Source organism: Pseudofrankia coriaricola, assembly GCF_032027725.1.
GTDB lineage: Bacteria > Actinomycetota > Actinomycetes > Frankiales > Frankiaceae > Pseudofrankia.
This window is the reverse complement of record NZ_JASNFO010000024.1, coordinates 147,108-163,934: the sequence shown is the minus strand read 5'-3', so window position 1 is coordinate 163,934 and position 16,827 is coordinate 147,108. Positions and strand designations below refer to the sequence as shown.

Sequence of the window (16,827 nt, the reverse complement as noted above, 5' to 3'; positions counted from 1 at the left end):
CACCACAACGTGACCGCGAGGTTGGCCATCGCGGCCAGCGTTCGAGGGTGGTCCGGGCCGAGCAGCTCGCGACGCCGATCGAGGACCTGCCGTTCCAACGCCTGGGCGCCCTGGTAATCGGCGGCGCTACGGAGTGTGGCCGCGAGATCGGCCATCGCGACCAGGGTGTCAGGGTGGTCCGGGCCGAGCAGCTCGCGACGCCGATCGGCCACCTGCCGTTCCAACACCTGGGCGCCGTCATAATCTGCTGCCCACCACAACGTGACCGCGAGGTTGGCCATCGCGGCCAGCGTTCGAGGGTGGTCCGGGCCGAGCAGCTCGCGACGCCGAGCCAATACGCGTTGTTCGAGCTCCCGTGCGGTTTCGTAACTGCCGATCTCTCGGACAATTTCGGCAAGGTTCGCGGCAGCCTCTAGAGTATCCGGATGGTTTTCGCCAAGGATCTTCCTGCATCCTTCGAGCACTCGTTCTGCCAGCTGTAGCGCAGTATGGTAATCTCCTCCCGTCCGCACTGCTCCTGCAATCTCCGCAGTGGCCTTCAGTGTGTCGAGATGGTCCTCGCCGAGCAATTCACGTCTTCGGTCAAATACCTGTCTTTCAAGGGCTAGGGCGCTCGAATAGTCGCCGATTTCGAGCAAAGTGGTCGCGAGGTTTGTAGCGGCCTTCAGCGTGTCAGGATGGTCCTCGCCAAGGATTTCCAATCGCCGGGTAAGAACTCGTTCCTCGTGTTGACGTGCGGCCACGTAGTTGCCCGCCTCTCGGAGCGTGGCCGCAAGCTCGGCCGCGGCTTCGAGAGTATGCAGATGGTCATCGCCGAGTAGATCTTCCCGTCGAGCAAGCAGCTGTTCTTCAAGGAACTGCGCGGCGGGATAGTCGCCAAGCGCCCACAGCGTCTTGGCTAGTTGTGCGGCGGCTTCGAGTGTTTCGGGGTGGTCGTCTCCCAGAATTTCCCGGCGCCAAGTAAAGATCCGTTCCTCGATTGCCCTAGCGCCCGCGTAGTCCGTCAATTCGCGAAGCGTCGCTGCCAGTTCAGCTTGGGCGGCAAGAGTGTAACGATGGTCCTCTCCCACGGCTATCGCCCATTGTCGGGATGTCTGTTGCGCAAGCGAGCGCCCATTGCGATGATCACCTATTCGACGCAAGTACCAGATCATAGATATGACGAGATCGCGTGCCGCGTCGTCTGCACATGTGATCAGATCGGTGGCTATCAGATGCGGGTATATTTGAGCTAGTCGCCCCCATCCGCTGGGCACCGTGCGGTCGACAGGGCGCGCGGCAGCCAAAAGGCGATGCACGGTGTTCCGAAGGTCATCTCGTCGCCCGCTGGGCGTTTCGTCCCGGAGCACTGCCTGGACAAGGCGATGCATGACAACTGTCCCGCCAACAGAACGAACCAGCGCGAGGCGAGCCAGTTTTCCGACGGTCTCTGCATACTTGAACGGGTCGACGACGATGCTTTGCAGCTCAGCAGGGAGCAGTTCCGCCACATTGGGTCGGATCAGGTCGAGTGGGATCGGCTCTGGTCCAAAATTTGCCCACAGCTGAGCAAGCGCGACCGCGGCAGGATCGTCCAAACGATGCAGCGTAACCGTCCAGGTTGTAGCGACCGGTTCCCGCCCGGCAGGTGCACCGTGACGCATTACCTTCCGGGCGCGCGATCGCAGCTCTCGTTCATAGACATCGGCTGGCATACCTGTCTCTGCCAGCCATGCCCCTGCTTGTTCCAACGCCAGGGGGAGTCCGTCGACCGCGTCTGCGACGGCCAACGCCTCCGCTTCGTTCAATTCGACCGCGCGGTTACGTATCAATTGTGCTGCCTCAGCTCGAGGTAGCACGCTCACATCGATTGGAGTCGCGACTTCTGACCAGCGGCTATCCCGGCTGGTGACGATGACATGGCCTCCGTCTGCACCGCCGGCGGCCGACAGCAAAGCCCGCAGCACGGGTGACTCCGGCAACATGTCAGGGCCGGCAGCATTGTCGACGACCACCAGCCATGCCGCTTGGCGCTCCGCTCGACGTAGGCTTTCGACCGCAGCAGCCGCAGAGTCCTCTGCCTTGCCCGGAACAGCGATACCAAGTCGCTCGGCGAGACCAGCAAGACTTGCAATGATCAAGGCAGATTGTTCAGCGCCCACCCACCAGACCACGTCATAGGACGGTGCATACCGATAGGCATACTCGACGACCAGCTGTGTCTTACCAACACCACCCAAGCCGTGCAACGCCTGCGGCAGAACCGGGACCGTCCCAGTCCCGCGTGTCAGCCGCTGCCGCAACCCAGCCAGCTCGCCGGCGCGACCAACAAAATTCGGATTTCGCGGCCATGGGACCTGCCAGATTCCGGGCGGTCGGCCAGGGAACCGCAAGGCCTCGACCGGCGACGCAGCTCCGACTGGAGGATAGAGCGGCCGACTCGGCGGCTTAGCACGCTGACCGCCCCGCACCGTTCGGGCCGCTGTCACTAACCGATCCCGAGCCGCCTGCTCCGTCAAGCCGGCCAACGTCACGTCCGCAACCGAACCCAGTAGTCCTTCGTCGCGTACAGCTGTGACCTTCACCGGTAGCAGCCTCCGGCCCTGCCCCAACGGATCAGCGCGCAGTGCGGCGAGCCGTTCCACCGCGCCCCACTCCGAGGCGAGGTAGCTAGCTGAGACCACGGCCAGTGTGTGACCGCTGCGCCGCACCGCCTCGTCGACGCGCGCAGGCCAGTTGTCACCCGTCAGGATGTCCCACGCCTGCACCATGACCGAGAAGCCCGCTTCCTCCAGCTGCCACGCAACCCACTCGGCCCACGGCCGATCGACCTCCGTGTAGGAGACAAAGAAGTCCCAAGCCGCCGGCTCACCCCCGTGACTCACGCGATCAGTGTCCCACCGCGATCGCCACGGACGGCGAAACCTGACTAGATCGCCCAGAGCGGGGGCTCGCCGGCCGGTCAGCGGACGGCCACTGGGAGATCACAGTGGAGGTCTAGCCATCTGTGTGATGTCCGACACCCAGAACCTACTTGCGGGCAGCGCCTCACAGCGGAGTATTCGACGCTGCACGGTCACGCTTGGCGCGCATCTTCGCAGGTCAGCACACCGCATAGCCGGATAGTCCTCATAATCCTCCGGTCGTGGGTTCGAGCCCCACCCGCCCCACACTTACACTCTGTAGTTCTTGCAGGTCGCCGCCCCCAAGTCGATCAGGGACGGCGACCTTTGATCGTTTCTGGCAGCCACGCTGGCAGCCACACGTTTGGATCAGGCTGCGGGCGTGGCGTCGTCCCCGTCGACAGGGTGGCTGGCGGGAGCGACTTCGATGACGGAGCCGATGTCGACAGCCGGCCGACCTTCATGCATCAGGATCACGTCGCCGATGATCAGGTGTCTCCATAGGTGCGGACTCAGCGGAGCGAGCCGGACCGCGGCGTTTTCTCCAGGCGCGAGCGTGGGCGCGTACTCCACCCAAAGTAGGGCGACGGCCAGGGAGGCCTTGCCAGACCCGTGACGAAGCCCGATGTCCCAGGGCTGACCCAGAGGGCGCCGAAGAAGTTGGGGTCTAGTTGAGCGCGGGCCTCGGCTTCGGTGAACTCCTCCACCATCCCGGCGAACAACACCCCGGCATTGTTCACGACGATGTCGAGCCGGCCGAAGTGCCCGACCGCCTGGCCGACGACGGCGAAGACCGCCGAGCGGTCCGTGACGTCGAGGCGCAGGGCCAGCAGGCGGCCCTGCGCAGGGCCAGCAGGCGGCCCGGGTGCCGGGCGGCGAGGTCGTCGAGCGGCGAGATATCGCGGGCCGCGCCGACGACCCGGTCGCCGGCGGCGAGTGCGGCTGCGGTGAAGGTCGGCGAGGACGAGGTCGGTGTCGAGACTGGCGTGGGTATCGGTGCGGAGCTGGGCGACGAGTCGGCGGGCGGTGGGCGCGCCGCCGGGCGGAATCGTGATTTTCACAGTCCAGCTGCGGGCCGGATGACGGGATTGCGGTGGAAACGAGAAGTTTCCTCGCGCGGCTTGCCCGCCGTGGCGCGCGGTCCGAATACTGAGGCCACATGAGCCAAGCACCTGTTGGCGATACGCAGCACAGCTTGCGGATCGCTTGGCGCTGACCCTGTTTTCTCTCGTCTCACCTAGGAGACACTCTTGGCCATCACACGGCCCAAACGGTTCGCCGCAGCAGTGTCCGGCACCACCGCAGTCATTCTGGCGCTCTCCGCGTGCGCCTCCTCCAGCACGGTTGGCACCGACGAAACGACCACCAGCGCAAGCCACCAGGCCAGCATCGAACTGCCCGATGAATACCAGGGTCGGCGCCTCGCCGCGACCGTGCTCTCGAACTACGCGCCGCTCGGATTTCTCGACGAAGACGGCGAGCTCGACGGACTCGACAAGGATTTCGCGGAAGCGATCGGCCAGAAGATCGGCGTGGAGGTCGAGGCTATTCCGAACGCCTGGGAGAACGGACTGCTCGGTATCGAGGGCGGCAAATACGATTGGACCGGGTCGGCCGCGATTACCGCAGAGCGACTCGAGAAGTTCGACATGACGTCGTACTTCACCACCGGCGACGCCCTCGTCGTGCTCGCTGACAGCCCAGAGCTCAGCGACGAGATGACCGACCTATGCGGCCTGTCGATCGGGTCGCTCACCGGCGACCGACTTATCGACGAACTGGAGAAGGGTTCCGCGGAATGCCAGGCGGCGGGTGAGCCGGCCATCGACGTCCAGAGCTATCCGTCGATCAGCGACGCCCAGCTCGCGACGAAGTCGGGCAACCTCGATGGCTGGTTCACCGGCAAGATCTACGCCGCCTACTCCGAACAGCTCGAGCCTGGCGTGTGGAAGGTCACTGGCCCGCAGCCCCGCAGCCGCGTCGTCGATGGATTCATCACCCGCAAGGGAAGCGGCATGGCCGAGGTTCTCGCGCAGGCCGTCAACGAGCTGATCGAAGACGGAACATACCAGGCTATCCTCGCGAAGTGGGGCATCGGCGGGCAGGCGCTCGAGGTCTCGGAAGTTAATCCCACCGAAGACGTCATCGAGTGACCCGGCACCCGGTAGAGATCCCGCACGCCGATGACATGACGCCCGGCATCGTGGATCTCACAGTCCAGCCGCGAACCACCTGCCAGGTATGCGGTGGAAAACGAGAAGGTGCCCACACTGGCTCGGCGTCCGTAACCCTCTCTGTCACGCTGGTCTAAGACGGGACGGTCAAGCCATCGAGTGTGGGAGTGGGGCGAGATGCGGATCAGGGTCTTGTGATTTTGACCACGACTGAGGGAAGACCGTCTCGGACCTGCTGGCCGATCTGTATATCACGCCGTCGCGGTCGCATCCGAAGCTGTCGAACGACAATACCTACTCCGAAGCGGCGTTTAAAACTCTGAAGTATTGTCCCGCATTCCCGGGCTCGTTCACGGGCATCGACACCTCCCGGTGTTCGCCGCCGCGTTCCTCGGCTACTACAACACCGAGCACAGGCATTCAGGAATCGTCCTGTACACGCTGGGGTCGGTCCACGACGGGATCTGGAAATACGTCCGGGACGGCCGCCAGCTCGTGCTGGACGCGGCGTATGCCCACCCGCCCCACAGACCCACCGACTCAACCCAGGAGGACATCGTGTTCATCACCTTCCCCAAGCGGCGCGTCGCCGTTTTGTTGGGCGCTGTGACGCTCACCCTGGCGCTCTCCGCGTGCGCATCCGGTTCCTCGGCCGACACCGAGGCGACGACCACCATCCGTCCCGCACCGAGCGATATCGAACTGCCCGAGGAGTACGAGGGCCGCACGCTCAACTCGACCGTGCTCTCGAAATTCGCGCCGCTCAGCTTCCAGGACGACGGCGGCGAGCTCACGGGCCTCGACTACGACCTCGCAATGGCCATCGGCGAGAAGCTCGGCGTTAAGGTGAATACCGATGCCAACAGCTTCGAGAACGAACTTCTCGGTGTCGAAAGCGGCAAGTACGACTGGACCGGTGCGGCCGCGATCACCGCGGAGCGACTCGAGAAGTTCGACATGACCTCGTACCTGACCACCGGCGACGCCCTCGTGGTGCCCGTCGAAAGCCGTGACATCGGCGACGAGCTCACCGACCTCTGCGGGATGTCCATAGGCATGCTGACCGGCGACCGCCTTGTCGCCGTCCTGGAGGACGGATCTGCGGACTGCCGGGCGGCGGGCCACCCGGCCATCGACATCCAGACCTACCCGTCGATCAGCGACGCCCAGCTCGCGACCAAGTCGGGCAACATCGACGCCTGGTACACCGGCAAGATCTACGCCGCCTACACCATGGAGCAGTCCCCTGGCGTGTGGAAGGTTACTGGTCCGCAGCCGCGGAGCCGTGTGGTCTCCGGCATCGTCACTCGCAAGGGAAGCGGCATGGCCGAGGCTCTCGCGAAGGCCGTCAACGAGCTGATCGAAGACGGAACATACCAGGAGATCTTGGCGAAGTGGGGCCTCGAGGAACAAGGCGTCGAGCGCTCTGAAGTCAACCCTGAGATCGAGAGCGAGTGACCCCAATGGACGCGGCGACAAGTGCTCTCATGGCCGGCGACACGAAAATCGGCAACAGGGTTCCGACAGCCGAGGACCTGCTCCGGATGCCCGTGCACCGCAGACGGCGACTCGCACGCAGGACGGTTCCCATCGTGGCGTTGGTCGTCATCGCCGCAACGGTCGTGTCCTTTCTCGGCAACGAGGCGCTCGAGTGGTCGACCGTCGGGCGCTACCTGTTCGACCAGCAGATTCTCGACGGCCTGGGCATGACCGTCACGCTCGCCGTGATTTCGATGGCGGTGGGACTCGTGCTGGCGTGCATCGTGGCGGCCATGCGGCTCTCCGGCATCCTGATCGTGCGCGGGATGGGCGCGGTGTTCGTCTGGTTCTTCCGTGGAGTACCGCTGCTCGTTCTGCTGGTTGTGACCTTCAATATCGGGCTCCTGTATCCGAATATCGTCGTGGGGCTGCCGTTCTACGAACCGCTCGTCAGCCTCCGCACGTCAGACTTGATCTCACCGAGAGTCTGCGCCGTGGTCGCGTTCAGTCTTTACGAGGCAGCGTACGGCTCCGAGGTCGTGCGGTCATCGCTGATGTCGGTTCCCACCGGACAGCGGGAGGCCGGAGCAGCGATCGGCATGACGTCGTCGAAGGTGTTCCGCCGCATCGTCTTCCCGCAGGGAATGCGCATTGCGACTCCGCTGCTGGCGAATCAGTTCATCCAGATGACGAAGAACACCAGCATCGTCGCCTACATCGCCGTGCCCGACCTTCTCTACTCGGCGCAGAGCGTCTACTCGCGAACCTTCGAGATCATCCCGTTGCTGCTGGTCGTGACCATCTGGTACCTCGTGCTCGTTGCGCTGCTCACCATCGCACAGTCCTATCTGGAACGGCGCTTCGGCGCGCATGAGCGTCCTCGACGCACGAACCCGCTTCGCAAGCAGAAAGCGATCTCGCATGGGAGCGCCGCATGACGACATCGCTACTCGAGGCCGTTCAGGTCTCCAAGAGGTTCGGTCAGAACCAGGTTCTCAAGTCGGTCTCCCTGTCTGTAGGGCGGGGGGAGGTTGTGTGCCTCCTAGGACCCTCCGGCTCGGGCAAGACGACCCTGCTCCGCTGTCTCAATCATCTGGAGCGTCCCGACGAAGGCTTCGTGCGGGTCGGCGACGAGGTGCTCGGCTACCGGCAGGCCGGCGGAGTGCTGCGGGAGACCTCGGAGCGCGACATCGCGCGTCAACGCCGTTCGACCGGCATGGTCTTCCAGCAGTTCAATCTCTTCGCGCACCGCACCGCGATCGAGAATGTCATGGAAGGACCCACCCAGGTCAAGGGCGTCGACCGGGCTCGTGCACGGCAACGCGCCGGAGCACTCCTCGACCACGTCGGTCTGTCTGAGAAGCACAACGCCTACCCCAACCAGCTCTCCGGCGGGCAGCAGCAACGCGTCGCGATCGCACGAGCCATGGCGATGGAACCTGACGTACTCCTCTTCGACGAGCCGACATCGGCCCTCGACCCCGAACTCGTGCTCGAGGTGCTGGAAACCATGAAGTCGCTGGCGCTGGAGGGAGCCACCATGGTCGTGGTCACGCACGAGATCGGTTTCGCACGCGAAGTGGCAGATCGGGTCGTGTTCATGGCCGATGGGCAGATCCTGGAAGAGGGTGAACCGTCGAGCGTCATCGACGCTCCGGAGCATCCGCGTGTCAAGGAATTCCTCTCCCGGGTGCTCTAGCGCAGAGATCGTCGGCTGGCCGGAACACGCCGGCTGACGGAAACACCCCGGCCAAGGCCGCCCCCGAGGGCGACGTCGGTTTAGCGAATGCCTGCCCGAAAGTTGCCGGATCCCCATCGATCGGAAGGCGAATGCTGTGAGAGTACGAGCGGCCATCCGGCTCGGTGACGGTTCGCGAGAGACACTGCGGAGTCCCATCTCGCGGACAGTTCCGCTGAACCTGTTCGCTATCCCGCTCGGCTTGACTGGTCTCGCCGGCGCATGGGCGCAAGCCTCCCGTGGGCTCGGAGCGCCGACGTTGCCCTCCGAGGTGCTCTACGCGCTGGGCGCCGGGCTCTGGCTCGTCTTCAGTGTGAGCTATGCCGTGCACAGCATCCGTTACGCCGGCTCACTGCTGAACGACCTCGCGCATCCGCACACGAGTCATCTCGCCGCCTACATCCCCGCGATCGGCCTGTTGCTTCTCGTGCACTTCGGGCTTTACGCCCGGCAGCTCGCGACGTGGGCGTGCTGGGCGCTCGTCATCATGCTCGCGGGCCTCGCCGCGCGCACGCTCGCGGCATGGTTCACCGGCGACATGCCCGAGGAGGCCATCAATCCGGGCCTTCTCCTGCCCGTAGTCGCGGGGGCGTTCATCGCCGGCATTGCGTTCTCCTCGGTCGGCCTTTACCCGGTGAGCATGGCCGCGATCGGTGTGGGTCTGTTCTTCTGGCTCGTGATCGGGTCAGTGGTAATGTCGCGCCTCATCGTCGGCGGTCCACTGCCCGCAAATCGTGCGCCGCTGTTGTCTGTGCTCGTCGCGCCGCCGGCCACCGGCGGAATCGCGTGGATGGCCGCGCATCCCGCCAACTACGGAACGGCGATCGACGCCTTCGCTGGGGTGCTGGTGATGATGATCGTGCTTCAGGCCATGCTCCTTCCCGTCTATCTGCGATTGAGATTCAGCGGCGCGTTCTGGGCGTTCACCTTTCCCATTGCCGCGAGCACGAACTTCTTACTCAGGCGGCTGCCCACCCCGATGCCGCCGGGCTGGGAGGCCATCGGATGGGTTCTCCTCGTAGCGGCGACGCTGGCCATCGGATACATCGCCATCCGTACTGCGGTGGCCTCCGCATCCGCCCAGAAGGGAATCGGCCTGGCCCGTCGCCTGAGACATCGCCTCGCCTCCTTGAAGGATCCCGCGCGTCCGCGCACCTCAACCTCGATCGATTGTGCCCGGAAGCAACGCGTGCGAAACGAAGAGAGAACGCCATGACACATCTTGCCGCCCATCCGTCTCCGCAGCCTGGCCTCCGCAAGGAAGACCTGACCGCGGGCGTCGCCACGCCGAGGTTCGCCACGCTGGGCGAGATCCACGCGGCCGCACTGGCCCGGTTGGTTCCTGAGCTCGTCGACTATCTCGAGGGAGGGGCCGGGCAGGAGGTCTCGATCCGGCGCAACCGCCAGGTCTTCGAGCGCTGGGCCTTCAAGCCCCGGGCGATGAGCGGGTCGCAGCCCGCCGTCACCGCTACGAGCTTCATGGGCATCCCCCTCTCGCTCCCTGTACTGACCGCTCCGTTCGGTGGGGACGGGCTGTTCGACGTCGATGGTCAGCTCGCGGTGCGCCGGGCCAACCGCCGGTTCGGTACGGCGAGCATCGTGCCGGAGGCGGGCAGCCACTCGCTCGAGGCGAACGCCGCCGTCGCCCCCGGCACCGGCGCCATCGGCCAGCTCCACCCGATGGGAACCGACGCAAACTTTCTGGATGTCGTCTCCCGATACGAACGCGCGGGATATCGCGGGCTGTGCGTCACGGTCGACTGCCCGACGGCCGGGTGGAGAGAGCGGAACAAACGCAATCGCTGGTCGCCGCCCGTCGATGTTCTCGCGGGCAACTACCCGTCCACTTCGGAGGCCCTGACAGCGGCGTTCGGACAACTCTTCACTCACGATAAGGCGGTCTGGACCTGGGAGCACCTGGGCGGCCTGCTCGGGGAGACCTCGCTTCCCTGGATGGCGAAGGGAATCCTGTCTGTGGAGGACGCGCAGGAGGCCATCGCCGCAGGAGCGTCAGCGCTGCTCGTCTCAAATCACGGTGGCCGTCAGCTCGACTGCGTCCTGGCCCCGATCGAAGCGCTGCCCCCCATCCGCGCCGCTGTCGGGGACGACATCGAGATCGCGCTGGACAGCGGCATCCGCAACGGCACCGACGTTCTGAAGGCTCTCTCGCTCGGTGCCGATGCCGTCGTCATCGGGCGTCTCGCCATCTATGGAGTCTGTGCGGACGGGGAAGAAGGCGTGATGCGCACGCTGGAACTGCTCTCGAACGAGATCCGCCAGGCGCTGCCGCTGATCGGCAAGACCAGTGTGCACGAGCTCGGCGCGGACAACATGATCGATCTGCGGGAGGTGTGAGAGCCGTGGCCCTTCCTTTTCGTTCAAGCGTCCGTGCCGGCGACTGGGTCGCCATCTCGGGCCAGCTCGGGCTGACCGCCGGTGGGCTGGCCGAGGGGTTCGATGCCCAGGCGGAGTCAGCGCTCGCGAACTTCGTCGGTGAGCTCGCGCGACACGGGCTGTCTCCGCGTCACGTCGTGAAAACGACGGTATTCCTCACCGATGGCTCGAGCTATGGCGCTATGAACGCCACCTACACCGCGGTGTTCCAGGACGAACCGCCGGCGCGCAGCGCGATCATCGTCCGAGATCTGCCCCTCGGCGGACTGATCGAGATCGAAGGGTGGGCCTATGTTCCCTCAGTTTGAGACCACCGCGAAGAACGGATACGCAATGCCCACCCAGACCGCGCTCATCCGACGCTCGATCATCGACACATCGATCGGCCAGATGATGGTGAGAACGAGCGGCACGCCCGACCCGTCGCGGCCGACGGTGGTGCTCATCCATCAGATGCAGTCGTCGGGGCGGATGTGGACGAAAGTGATGTCGGGTCTTGCTGCCATCCACTGTGTCGCACCGGACATCCCCGGCCTCGGGGACTCCGACGCGCCGGAACAGTGGCTCGACGCGCCCGGATACGCAGAGGCGATCTTCGAAACGGTCAGACCGCTCATCGGCGAGGCGGGATGCATCGTCGTCGGTCAGCACGCCGGCGCCGTGTACGCGGCGTATCTCGGTGCCGCGCACCCCGACCTCGTGAGGGGAGTGCTCTGCATCGGCTACGGGATGTACGAGGACTGGTCTCAGGGGCAGCGCGGGTTCTACGACGTCGGCTTGCACAAGTTCACCGCCGACGGGGGAGGACTCGTGGAGACGTGGAACACAGTCACGAAGAACCTGCCGCCCGAGACAGACGTACAGACACGAGTCGAGTGCTTCACCGATCGGTTGCGGGGAGGTCCCAACTTCTTTGCCCCCTACATCGGTGTCTACACCGTCGATCGTGATGCGATCCTCAGCCGGCTGCATGACAGTGGGGTGACCGCCGTCATGATGAACCCTGTCAGCGACCCGATCGTGACCCCCACGTCCCGCCGCAAGCAGCTCGCGATCATGGGAATCGAGCCACTGACCCCGGACTCAGGATCGTGGATCACCCTGGAAGCTCCGCACATCGTCTGCGACGCGATCGTCGAGCTGGCCGGTCGCGCGGCCGGCTGACTCGCCGGTTATCGACAGTAGTCATAGACGGCAGCACGTCCGTAACCATCCTTTTTCTTGGCCGACTCACGCGCAACCTACTCTGTTCAGATAGTCACAAGATCTCCGGCGTCCCAGGCATCCGGCGTCAGACTCTTGGCTCGAAGAACATTGAGGGGCAACGTGGTGAGTTCATCCATGGCACGTCAAGGGGTTCTCGAGCCGGTCGGTCTTGCGGCAGGCCCAGGCCCGGCGAGAGGACATCTGTCCCTCGTCTCAGACGCCTGCGACGACGTCATCGAGCACCTCGACGACAGGGTGGCCTCCTGGGTGACCCAGGTGCGCAAGGACATCCCCGAGTATCTGTCGATCTCGTTCGAGAACCACGTCTCGACCAACCGCGACCTGCATCTGAGACTGTGGGGTGGTCAGCTCCGGATGCTGGAACGACCAAGCGCCGCCGATTTGTCGGCAACCCGCGCGGTCGGCCGCCTGCGAGCCTCCCAGGGGGTGCCCCTCGAAGCGCTGATCGGCGCCTATCAAGTCACGCACAAGGAGATCTGGGATGTACTCCGCACCCGTGTTCCGCCGACCAGCGGCCTCCTGGGCGAGATCACGACGTTCCTCCTCTCGCGACTCCAATTGGTGATCGAGGCTGTCTCGATCGGCTATCGAGCCGGCCAATCGATCCAGGGAACGACTACGCTGTCTCTCCAGCGTCGCCTGGTCGGAGCGATGCTCGGAGGGGCGACGGGCACGGATGTCGCGGAGCTGTCCGAGGATCTCGGGATGGTGCCCACAGAGGATTTCGTCGGCGCCTGGTTGCACACTGATGTTGCTCCGGAACGCATGCTCTCCGCAGTTCTTCGCAGCGTACGGGATCTCCCGGCCGCGGTCTGTGTGGTCGGCCCCGACGTCGTGGTCGTCGTGCAGCGCGCGAGTGCGAGTCAGCTCGGCGCGCAGCTCGACTTGCTCCCCGGGCGGATCGGCATCGGGCTGGCACGACCCGGGCTGGTCGGTGCACGCACCAGTCTGGGGGACGCGAAACGAGCGGCCGAGCTGGCAGAGCCCGGTGCGGGCGTGCAGCTCTTCGAAGACAACTGGATGTGGGCGTGTGTCCATGCCGAGAAGGAACGCCTCGCACCCGTGCTCGCCCACCCTGCGCTGGTGGCACGGGAACATCCCGACCTGGCGGAGACGGTGCGCGCGTTCTCGAACTCCGGCTTCTCGATCAGTCGGACCGCGCAGAAACTGAACGTGCACCCCAACACCGCTGCCTACCGGATCGACCGATGGAAGAAGCTCTCCGGACTCGATCTGCGAAGCGGACGAGGGCTTGCCGCGTCGTTGATCGTCGTGGACACGGTCATAGCATCGGAGTCGAGATTGGCGAACACATTGCCGTCGTGACTCCAACGCGCGGAGGTACGGAACCGTCGGCGGGCCGCAGCCCGGTCCGCCGGTCGAAGATCAGGCCGACTTTGTCGGGGCGGCCCAGGTCGAGGTTCTCCCGGATGACCTCCTCAGAGAACACTCGGCCGGACAGGGACGGTCGAGCACCTGGGGCAGGGAGAACTCGGCTTGCAGAACCGAGAGCTGGTAGCGGTCCCCGGCGTCCCGGTCGCCAGGCGTGCACGGGTGCGGCAGGATCGCCAGCCACACGAATGTCGGAGCGACCTTGACCAACGTCGGTGGCCAGATGAGGCGGAAGCCGAAGGGCACCCCGAGTCGGAGGTGGGGTCGACGCCGGTCTCGATGGCCGCGCGGTGGCGGGCCAGTTTGCGGTCGCATTCGGCGATGCGGTGGCGTAGCGCGGCGGGGTCGACCGGGCTGCGGCCGGCGCGCACCAGGATGAGCCCGAGTGCGGCGACCAGGAGCATCCAGAGGCCGAACGCGAGCCGGCCGAGCACGACGGGTTCGAAGAGGGCCGGCAGCATCGGCACGAAGACGTAGATCCCGAGCGCCAGTACGATCCACCGGCCCGGCCCGGCCCGGCCCGGGCAGGACCGGCCGTCGGGCCAGACCGATGCCGGCGATGACCAGGCCGATCCCGATCCCGATCGTCGGCGCGCCGTAGGCGCTGTCGAATGCCTCGGCCCGGGCCGAGCCCGGCCGCGTCGTGGGCGGTGGTGATCGCGGCGATCGCGGCGATTGCCATCAGCAGGATCGTGGCGATTGTCCCGATGAGCAGCCCGGCCCTGGTCGCCTGGCTCGCGCGGGCCCGGGCCAGCAGCGCGATCCCGCCGATGCCGGCCAGTACGCCCAGTTGTTGCACCGCGAAGAAAATCATCGCGGCGGTGTACCAGTGTGGGGTGAAGGGGTAGCTGTACTGCCCGTCGCTGACCTGCGCGGGCCAGGCGACCGTGGCCACCGCCTGCGCGGCGCCCAGCAGGCCCAGGACGATCGCGGCCTGCCCCACCCAGCCGGCCGTGGACGGGCTGTGGCCGCCCCTGCCGGTGCACGCGTCATGCTCATCGCTCTGCTCTCGCTTGGGCTGGAGTTCACATCGGTCCGACTCGAAGCTCGGTTTTGAGATCGTCGATCTCCGAGATGATCTCTAAGATCGTCGGTCGTCACGGGAATTCCGCCCAAAGCACCGTCGCGAAACCGAGGATCGGACGGTGCCAGCTGTCGGCTGCCGGGATCGTCACGGTGGTAGTCCAGCGCCACCTCGGCATTGATGGCCCACTCACCCCGCGCGAGCCCACCGCCGAACACGCCGCTGTAGATCATCCGCACCTGCGCGGCGAACCGCCAGACGAGCACCGGACGCCGCTCCCGGCGGCGCCGTCCTGGTACTCGAGCATCCGGAGATGGCGGCGCTCCTCAACGGCCCCGACCCGGATGGGACCGTCTTCCGAGTTCTGCGTGAGTCCGGGAGCGGATCGGCGTCGAACGCGAGCGGATCTATCGGAGGCATCAGAGCGCCGTAGGACCGGGCGTACTGCCGGTACAGCGCGCGGCCAGTGTGATCACGTCCGGTGGGAACCGGTACGCCGCGAGCTCTGATGCCCAGACCGGGGACCGCTGCGGCTACGCACCACAGGGTCACGCCGGACGGGGGCCGACCCGGCTCCTGCGCTTAGCCGACGCAACGGTGCTCGCAGTGGGTGCAACGGCTGGTCCCGCCCGAAACGCCGTACCAGCCGTTGCGCCCTCTCTACCTAGCAGTACTATGCATCGTACTTCTAGGGTACCGAACGGGGTGAGGCCTGGTGAAGGTCGGCAAGGATCTGGTGGCCGCCTCGGCGACGCCGATGGTGCTCGGCATCCTGGCCGAGGAGGAGAGCTATGGCTACGCGATCCTCAAGCGGATCAACGAGTTGTCGGGTGGCGAGCTGGACTGGACGGAGGGCCTGCTCTACCCGTTGCTGCACCGACTGGAGCGTCTCGGATGTGTGGAGTCCAGCTGGCAGTCGGTGACGGGCGAGCGGCGGCGCAAGTACTACCGCCTCACCGAGGCTGGTCTGGCCGAGCTGGCCGAGCAGCGCCGTCAGTGGGCCACGGTCATGGACGCGCTCAAGGGAATCTGGCTGGGTCTTGGTGACCGCGGGACGCTGACGGCGATCCCGCTGGAGGGCCGGGCATGACGGCGCGGGAGGGGCAGGAGGAGCTGGAGGCGCAGTTCGCGCAGTGGCGCCAGTACGTGGGGCGTCGCCGGGAGATGCGGCCGCCCGACGCCGACGAGCTCGAAGACCATCTCCGTGGTTCCGTGGACGAGCTCGTCGAGGCCGGCCTGAACGCGGATGAGGCGTTCCTGGTCGCGGTCAAACGGATGGGTAGCCTCGACGACCTGTCCCGTGAGTTTGCCCGGGAGCACTCGGAACGGCTGTGGAAGCAGTTGGTCCTGACCGCAAGCCCGGCCGCGGACGCGCGGTCGCGGCGGGACCTGCGGGTGATGGCCTTCTGCGCGGCGGGTGCCGCGCTGTCCATCAAGGCGCCGGAGCTGTTCGGGGTGAGGCTGGACAACGACGCGTCGGCCTCGTTCTACGGGCCGAACGTCAGCCTGCTCGTGCTGCCCTGGCTCGCGGGTTTCCTCGCCTGGCGCCGGCAGGCCCGACGCTCACTGATCGGGATACTGGTGGCGCTGTTCGCGCTCGGCGCCGTCGCGGCCAACGCCTACCCCCTGGCGGACAGGTCGCAGTCGCTGGTCATCACCAGCATCCACCTGCCCATCGCCCTGTGGCTCGTGGTGGGCCTGGCCTACCTGGCCGACGACTGGCGGTCGTCCCGTCGACGCATGGACTTCATCCGCTTCACCGGTGAATGGTTCATCTACTTCGTCCTCATGGCTCTCGGCGGCGGTGTACTCACCGCATTCACGACCGGCGCCTTCAAGGCCATCGGGATCGTTCCGCAGGATTTCATCGCGCAATGGCTCCTTCCATGCGGCGCGGCGGCCGGGGTTGTCGTGGCCGGATGGCTCGTCGAGGCCAAGCAAAGCGTCGTCGAGAACATCGCTCCGGTGCTCACCCGGCTGTTCACTCCGCTGTTCACAGCGGTCCTGCTCGCCTTCCTCGTCGCCATCGGCTGGACCAGCAACGGCATCGACGTCGAGCGCCAAGCGCTGATCCTGTTCGACCTGCTCCTGGTCATCGTGCTGGGGTTGCTCCTCTACTCGATCTCAGCCCGCGACCCGCTGGCCCCACCCGATCTGTTCGACAAGCTGCAGCTCGCTCTCGTGGTAAGCGCGTTGGCCATCGACGTGCTGGTACTCCTGGCCATCACCGGGCGCATCACCGAATACGGCACCACACCCAACAAGGCCGCGGCCCTCGGCGAGAACGTCATCCTGCTCGCCAACCTCGCCTGGTCAGCGTGGCTGCTGCTGGGGCTCGTCCGTCGACGCACCCCGTTCGCGACGCTCGAACGCTGGCAGACCGGCTACCTGCCCGTCTACGCCGCCTGGGCCTGGATCGCGGCCCTCGTCCTCCCTCCGCTGTTCAACTACGCCTGACCCACCCGACAGGTGGCGCCGGTGAATTCGCCGGACACTATGTGCCGCCGGTGAGACTGG

The 16,827-nt window shown here is 65.8% G+C and carries 15 protein-coding genes and 1 pseudogene; 12 read left to right on the top strand and 4 right to left on the bottom strand.

Features of this window, described 5'->3' with window-relative positions; genetic code table 11:
• From fxsT to QOZ89_RS14270, 3 genes and pseudogenes are all read right to left on the bottom strand, one after another.
• A partial coding sequence (gene fxsT / locus QOZ89_RS14280) for an FxSxx-COOH system tetratricopeptide repeat protein (protein ID WP_312623993.1) occupies positions 1-2,282 on the bottom strand: 2,282 nt, incomplete at its 3' end.
• Between the two features lie 198 nt (positions 2,283-2,480).
• A pseudogene (locus QOZ89_RS14275) lies at positions 2,481-2,864 on the bottom strand (toll/interleukin-1 receptor domain-containing protein); the annotation flags it as partial.
• A gap of 530 nt (positions 2,865-3,394) precedes the next feature.
• The gene (locus QOZ89_RS14270; protein ID WP_071048793.1) at positions 3,395-3,943 is read right to left on the bottom strand and encodes an SDR family NAD(P)-dependent oxidoreductase; all 549 of its coding nucleotides are present in this window, start codon (positions 3,941-3,943) and stop codon (positions 3,395-3,397) included.
• Between the two features lie 189 nt (positions 3,944-4,132).
• Between QOZ89_RS14270 and QOZ89_RS14265 the strand changes: the two genes are divergently transcribed.
• From QOZ89_RS14265 to QOZ89_RS14235, 7 genes are all read left to right on the top strand, one after another.
• On the top strand, positions 4,133-5,035 hold the full coding sequence (locus QOZ89_RS14265; RefSeq protein ID WP_083418603.1) for a transporter substrate-binding domain-containing protein: 903 nt from the start codon (positions 4,133-4,135) through the stop codon (positions 5,033-5,035).
• 393 nt (positions 5,036-5,428) lie between these two features.
• A complete protein-coding gene (locus QOZ89_RS14260; protein ID WP_071048791.1) occupies positions 5,429-6,514 on the top strand; it encodes an ABC transporter substrate-binding protein in 1,086 nt (361 codons plus the stop codon).
• Positions 6,515-6,648: 134 nt separating this feature from the next.
• Positions 6,649-7,473: an amino acid ABC transporter permease gene (locus QOZ89_RS14255; protein WP_157910495.1), complete on the top strand. Its 825-nt coding sequence runs from the start codon at positions 6,649-6,651 to the stop codon at positions 7,471-7,473.
• The gene (locus QOZ89_RS14250; protein ID WP_071048789.1) at positions 7,470-8,234 is read left to right on the top strand and encodes an amino acid ABC transporter ATP-binding protein; all 765 of its coding nucleotides are present in this window, start codon (positions 7,470-7,472) and stop codon (positions 8,232-8,234) included. The genes QOZ89_RS14255 and QOZ89_RS14250 overlap by 4 nt, the downstream gene beginning before the upstream one ends.
• A 136-nt stretch (positions 8,235-8,370) precedes the next feature.
• On the top strand, positions 8,371-9,489 hold the full coding sequence (locus QOZ89_RS14245; protein ID WP_157910494.1) for an SLAC1 family transporter: 1,119 nt from the start codon (positions 8,371-8,373) through the stop codon (positions 9,487-9,489).
• On the top strand, positions 9,444-10,628 hold the full coding sequence (locus QOZ89_RS14240; protein ID WP_241841714.1) for an alpha-hydroxy acid oxidase: 1,185 nt from the start codon (positions 9,444-9,446) through the stop codon (positions 10,626-10,628). The genes QOZ89_RS14245 and QOZ89_RS14240 overlap by 46 nt, the downstream gene beginning before the upstream one ends.
• A 5-nt stretch (positions 10,629-10,633) precedes the next feature.
• Positions 10,634-10,975, top strand: coding sequence for a RidA family protein (locus QOZ89_RS14235; protein ID WP_083418598.1), 342 nt, complete (start codon positions 10,634-10,636; stop codon positions 10,973-10,975).
• Here the strand turns inward: QOZ89_RS14235 and QOZ89_RS14230 are convergent.
• On the bottom strand, positions 10,967-11,113 hold the full coding sequence (locus tag QOZ89_RS14230) for a hypothetical protein (RefSeq protein ID WP_241841713.1): 147 nt from the start codon (positions 11,111-11,113) through the stop codon (positions 10,967-10,969). The genes QOZ89_RS14235 and QOZ89_RS14230 overlap by 9 nt on opposite strands.
• Positions 11,114-11,153: 40 nt before the next feature.
• On the opposite strand from QOZ89_RS14230, the gene QOZ89_RS14225 reads away from it, so the two are divergent.
• The 5 genes from QOZ89_RS14225 (at position 11,154) to QOZ89_RS14205 (ending at position 16,767) form a co-directional block, all read left to right on the top strand.
• Positions 11,154-11,831: an alpha/beta fold hydrolase gene (locus QOZ89_RS14225; RefSeq protein WP_241841712.1), complete on the top strand. Its 678-nt coding sequence runs from the start codon at positions 11,154-11,156 to the stop codon at positions 11,829-11,831.
• A gap of 309 nt (positions 11,832-12,140) precedes the next feature.
• Entirely contained in the window at positions 12,141-13,220 is a 1,080-nt protein-coding gene (locus QOZ89_RS14220) for a PucR family transcriptional regulator (protein WP_131803984.1), read from the top strand.
• 719 nt (positions 13,221-13,939) lie between these two features.
• Positions 13,940-14,134 (top strand): hypothetical protein, encoded by a 195-nt coding sequence (locus tag QOZ89_RS14215; protein WP_312623986.1) that lies wholly within the window; start codon positions 13,940-13,942, stop codon positions 14,132-14,134.
• An 891-nt stretch (positions 14,135-15,025) separates the two neighbouring features.
• Positions 15,026-15,400, top strand: a complete 375-nt coding sequence (locus QOZ89_RS14210; RefSeq protein WP_071048783.1) for a PadR family transcriptional regulator — start codon at positions 15,026-15,028, stop codon at positions 15,398-15,400.
• Positions 15,397-16,767, top strand: coding sequence for a permease prefix domain 1-containing protein (locus QOZ89_RS14205; protein WP_071048782.1), 1,371 nt, complete (start codon positions 15,397-15,399; stop codon positions 16,765-16,767). Before QOZ89_RS14210 ends, QOZ89_RS14205 begins: the two co-directional genes overlap by 4 nt.
• Positions 16,768-16,827: the final 60 nt, after the last annotated feature.

Coding starts and splice junctions, on each gene's coding strand:
- QOZ89_RS14250 (WP_071048789.1), top strand. CDS start 7,470: ATGACGACATCGCTACTCGAGGCCGTTCAGGTCTCCAAGAGGTTCGGT.
- QOZ89_RS14230 (WP_241841713.1), bottom strand. CDS start 11,113: ATGAGCACCACCGTCGGCCGCGACGGGTCGGGCGTGCCGCTCGTTCTC.
- QOZ89_RS14225 (WP_241841712.1), top strand. CDS start 11,154: ATGTCGGGTCTTGCTGCCATCCACTGTGTCGCACCGGACATCCCCGGC.
- QOZ89_RS14205 (WP_071048782.1), top strand. CDS start 15,397: ATGACGGCGCGGGAGGGGCAGGAGGAGCTGGAGGCGCAGTTCGCGCAG.